General features: G+C 45.0%; 3 protein-coding genes and 1 pseudogene. All 4 read left to right on the forward strand.

Annotated elements, in window-relative coordinates; all coding sequences use genetic code 11:
* On the forward strand, positions 1 to 187 hold a 187-nt coding region (locus QUA20_RS31365), incomplete at its 5' end, for a hypothetical protein (protein WP_333194233.1).
* A complete protein-coding gene (locus QUA20_RS31370) occupies positions 188 to 1,177 on the forward strand; it encodes a class I SAM-dependent methyltransferase (RefSeq protein WP_333194234.1) in 990 nt (329 codons plus the stop codon).
* A gap of 106 nt (positions 1,178 to 1,283) precedes the next feature.
* Positions 1,284 to 4,277, forward strand: coding sequence for a TonB-dependent receptor (locus tag QUA20_RS31375; protein WP_333194236.1), 2,994 nt, complete (start codon positions 1,284 to 1,286; stop codon positions 4,275 to 4,277).
* Positions 4,274 to 4,630: pseudogene (locus QUA20_RS31380) on the forward strand (hypothetical protein); the annotation flags it as partial. The gene QUA20_RS31375 and the pseudogene QUA20_RS31380, both read left to right, overlap by 4 nt.

A 4,630-nucleotide genomic window follows, 5' to 3' on the forward strand; every position in this document is an offset into this window, starting at 1 on the left:
ACCAAAGATCAAGAAGATCCGGCTAAATTCAATCCTTGGTGGGGGACTTATTGTGGTGGTGGCAAAACAAAATGTGGCAAAGGAGAGTGACATGAGCAGTAAGTGGGTTCTTTCTGTTGAGCAGTCTATTTCTGGCCAAAAAAAGTTCAAAACTCATGTTAACTTTAATAAGACTAGAAGAAAATAAATGCTACTAAGTATAAAACCAGAAAATAGCCTAGAAGCGATCGCGCTCCAAACCAGAAAAGAACTCTCGCCATTTTTATTAGCAATGCTCGGCATGGGAGTCAGTCAAGCTGTAGTAACTGCCGTGCGATTGGGAGTTTTTGATGCCTTGAAAGAGCATCCCCAAACTGCTAATGAACTAGCAAAAACCATGAATTGCGATGCTCGCGGAATGCAAGTTTTGCTAGAAAGTCTAGACGGCTTTGGATTTGTAAACCGCCAAGGCGATCGGTACAAACTTACTCAAGAATCAGCGCAATATTTAACTCAAGCTGGCGGTTATATTCAGGATTTCCTGCGATTAGGTGGAGATATTAGCCCACAAATGGTGTTACTGGAAGAAGACATCCGCACCGGAGAAGTCCCTAATTTTCACTTCGATCCTCAATTTCCCACTTGCTCCTTAAACTACTACACGATGATCGAAAGCAGTAATCAACAAGGAGCGCCAAATGTACTAAAGTTTGCTAAGCTAAATCCGGCACCCAAACGATTGCTGGATGTGGCTGGTGGGCCTGCTGAATACAGCATTGCTTTCTGCCAGCAGTATCCAGATTTAAAAGTTGATATTCTGGATTTGCCTAATGCGATAAAAGCAGGTAAACTAAGAATTGAAGAGGCCGGGTTGAGTTCGCGCATTCATTACATTGAAGGCAATTTACTAGAGACAGATTGGGACACCGATTATGATGTTTTTTTTCTCTCTAATATTCTGCATTGCCTGAAAGCTGAGGAGTGCGAATTGACACTATCAAAGGCATTTCAAGCACTGCGATCGGGTGGCAGCGCGATCGTTAATAATATGTTTCATCCAGGCGATCGCGGCAAACTGAGTTCACCAATTAGTTTATTTTCTCTAATCTACTACGTCACCTGTGGCGGACGTATTTGGCCGCAGCCAACAATCTTAGAATGGTTGGTTGACCAAGATTGGGTTTACCAACCTTCGTAGCTCCCAGCAACGGTTAGGTATCTTAGTGGCAGGAGAAAAACCGTAATCCTGCAATAAGTTCCATGATTTCTGTTCAAGTTTATTTACTCGTGTGTGAGGTTTAATTGTGAAACGTTTTAATTTAGTCCATTCTTTGTGTTTAATTGGTACGATGTCATTCCTAGCAATAGGGCAGGCTAGAGCTGCGGAAACAGCAGAATTAGTAACAGCTTCATCGGAAATTCCGATGTCAGAAAATTCGGAAACAGAAGCGATAGAGTTAGAAGTTAAATCTCCTGTAGTCGGGGAAGAGAACCAACCAAATTCCAACTTGACTTCATTGCTAGCAATAGAGCAGGCTAGAGCTGCGGAAACAGCCGAATTAGTAACAGCTTCATCGAAAATACAGAGATCAGAAAATTCGGAAATAGAAGCGATAGAGTTAGAAGTTAAATCTCCTGTAGTCGGGGAAGAGAACCAACCAAATTCCAACTTGAGATTTGATACTTCAAAGCCGAGCGAGAGCGAAAGTTTTACTCTTAACAAATCGACTGTAAAAATACAGTCAATGGCAGGCAAGATGCCTGCCCCAGAAGAGTCTGTGGAGATGTCTAATATCTCACTAGCATCCGCACAGCCATTAGTGCCAACAACAGAAATCGCGAAAGTCAACGACATCCAGCAACCCAGCACCAGTGCAGAGGGGTTATTGCCGCGGCAACCAAGTTTTAGCTTCTCTTCAGGAGTGCAAATCTCTCAATCAGTTGTACAAGTAACGGGTGTGCGATTGAACCCAACTGCCAGCGGTTTACAAGTAATTCTAGAGACACCTGAGGGGCAAGTGCTGCAAGCTACGACCAGAATAGAGGGAAAAAGCGCGATCGCAGATATTGAAAATGCCCAATTAGCTTTACCTTCAGGTGCGGGATTTCAAGCTTCTAGTGCAGATCGAGGAATTGCATCCGTAACAGTAACTCAGTTGGAAGGCAATCGGATTCAAGTGAGTGTAACTGGCATAAAAGCAGCACCGACATCAGAGGTAGTAAACAGCGCTCGGGGATTAGTTTTAGGCGTGACACCCAGTCCCCAAGAAGATATTAATATCATAGTCACCGCCGATCAGCAAACTCCCTATCGAGCTCCCGATGCTTCCACTGCGACGAGAACCGACACGCCAATTCGAGATATTCCTCAGTCGATCCAAGTTGTCCCTCAAGAAGTGATAGAAGATCAACAAGTCACCCGCTTAGATGAGGCACTCCGCAACGTTAGCGGTGTCACAGTGGGCGGAAATCTTACAGGGCGGGGCACCACATTCGGCCTTCGGGGTTTTGGCGATGCCCCTGTCTTGCGAGATGGGTTCAGGCGATATGGTAATTATCAGTCTTTTCCAGAAATCGCCAACCTCGATCGCGTTGAAGTTCTGAAAGGGCCAGCTTCAATTTTGTTCGGCGAGATTCAACCAGGCGGTTTAATTAACTTAGTATCCAAACAACCGCTGTCAGAACCTTTCTACGAAGCTGAACTGCAACTTGGAAACCAGAGTTTTATCCGACCCCGCTTTGACATTTCCGGCCCTTTAACCTCAGATCGCAGCCTGCTTTACCGCCTGAACGGATTGTACCAAACAAGTGATAATTATCGGGGCTTTAACCAAGACAATCAGCGGTTCTTTATTGGGCCGACGCTTGCTTGGAAAATAAGCGATCGCGCCGACTTGACAGTTTCTCTTGAATACATCGATGATAAGCGGGCTGCTGATAATGGACTGCCTGTGATTGGTCGTCGGGTTGTTGACGTTCCGCGCGATCGCGTTGCCGGCGAACCCGATGATAGAGTAGACACTCAATACTTGAATGTTGGCTACAATTTCGAGTACCGTTTCAGTAACAACTGGAAGCTACGAAATGCGTTTCGCTATTCATCCTACGACTACGATTTCAATGTAATCGCTCTTCCATTTGGCTTTGATGATGCAACTAGCACCCTCGATCGCGTCTTTGCTTCTCAAGACGGCCAAGATAAAAACTACGCCTTCCAAACAAACATCGTAGGTGAGTTTGCTACAGGTTCAGTCAAACACACTCTTCTATTCGGTGCAGACATCAGCTACAATAATGAAAGAATTTTCACAGTCGGTGATTTTGAAACACCGAGTTCCATCAATATTTTCAATCCGGTTTACGGACAAATTCCCAAGCCAGATGAGAATACACTACCTGGTTTTGGAGGAAATAGGGTAAAGACAAGCCGATATGGATTCTACGTGCAAGATCAAATTTCAATCTTCGATAATTTAAAGCTGCTAGCAGGTCTTCGCTATGACACCGCAGAGCAAAAAAACCGAGTTATTCCGGGTACTTCCAACCCAGATGCAAGCGAAACAACTCAAAATTACGATGATTTTTCCCCCCGTGCAGGGATTGTTTATCAACCCATTCCAGAAGTTTCTCTTTATGCGAGTTATTCGCGCTCTTTTAATCCAGGTTCGGCAACAACAGCCGGGGGCGGTCTGATCGAACCCGAAACCGGCTCGGGTTACGAAGTCGGTGTCAAAGCTGAGTTGCTCGACAGAAGGCTGGCGGCTACAGTGGCATACTTTGACATTAAAAAACAGAACGTTGCTGTCACTGATCCGAATAATCTTTTATTCTCAATTGCCTCTGGGGAACAGCGGAGTCGAGGTCTTGAATTCGATATTTCGGGACAAATTTTGCCGGGGTGGAATATTATTGCAGCTTACGCCTACACTGACGCTGAAGTTACAGCAGATACAGACCGCGAGTTGGTGGGCAACAGATTGTTTAATGTTCCCAAACATAGCGGTAGTCTGTGGACAACTTATGAAATTCAAAGCGGCGAGTTGCAGGGTTTAGGTTTTGGGCTTGGGTTCAACTTTGTTGGCGAGAGACAAGGGGATTTAGCTAACAGCTTTCAAGCGGATAGTTATTTCCTCCCCAATGCTGCTGTTTTTTATCAGCGCGATAATTGGCGAGCTGCCATAAATATTAAAAACCTGTTCAATGTCAACTACATTGAAGCTGTCAATGGTGCCCGCGAGTCAGGCAATCAGCCTGGTGAACCATTGACAGTAATTGCTTCATTTTCCATACAGTTTTGATAGTTATTTTTCGACTTGGCAACGACTGGCTCGCGTTCTCAATTTTTCTAGCAAGAGATATCCATGAAACGATTTCAACTCAAGGCAGTTCTCATTGTAACTGGGGTAGTAACGATCGCTTTCAACCCCTATCAGATGCACCACAAGTCAGTCAACCTGACGCGAAACCAGCCTCAGAAAACATTGCAAGTCCTTCTGAAAAGACTGTTCCGGCAGCGCCCCCAAAAATTACGCCTCCATCACCTGTAGCCACTCAAGTTATCTCGATGAATGCCCATAAAGTCCCTTACTTAGGATTTAATGGCGTGTTTAATCTCAACACAGAACACCAGAACTCTGTCAAAGATCCGCGC

Source organism: Microcoleus sp. Pol7_A1, assembly GCF_036701085.1.
GTDB classification, from domain to species: domain Bacteria; phylum Cyanobacteriota; class Cyanobacteriia; order Cyanobacteriales; family Microcoleaceae; genus Microcoleus; species Microcoleus asticus.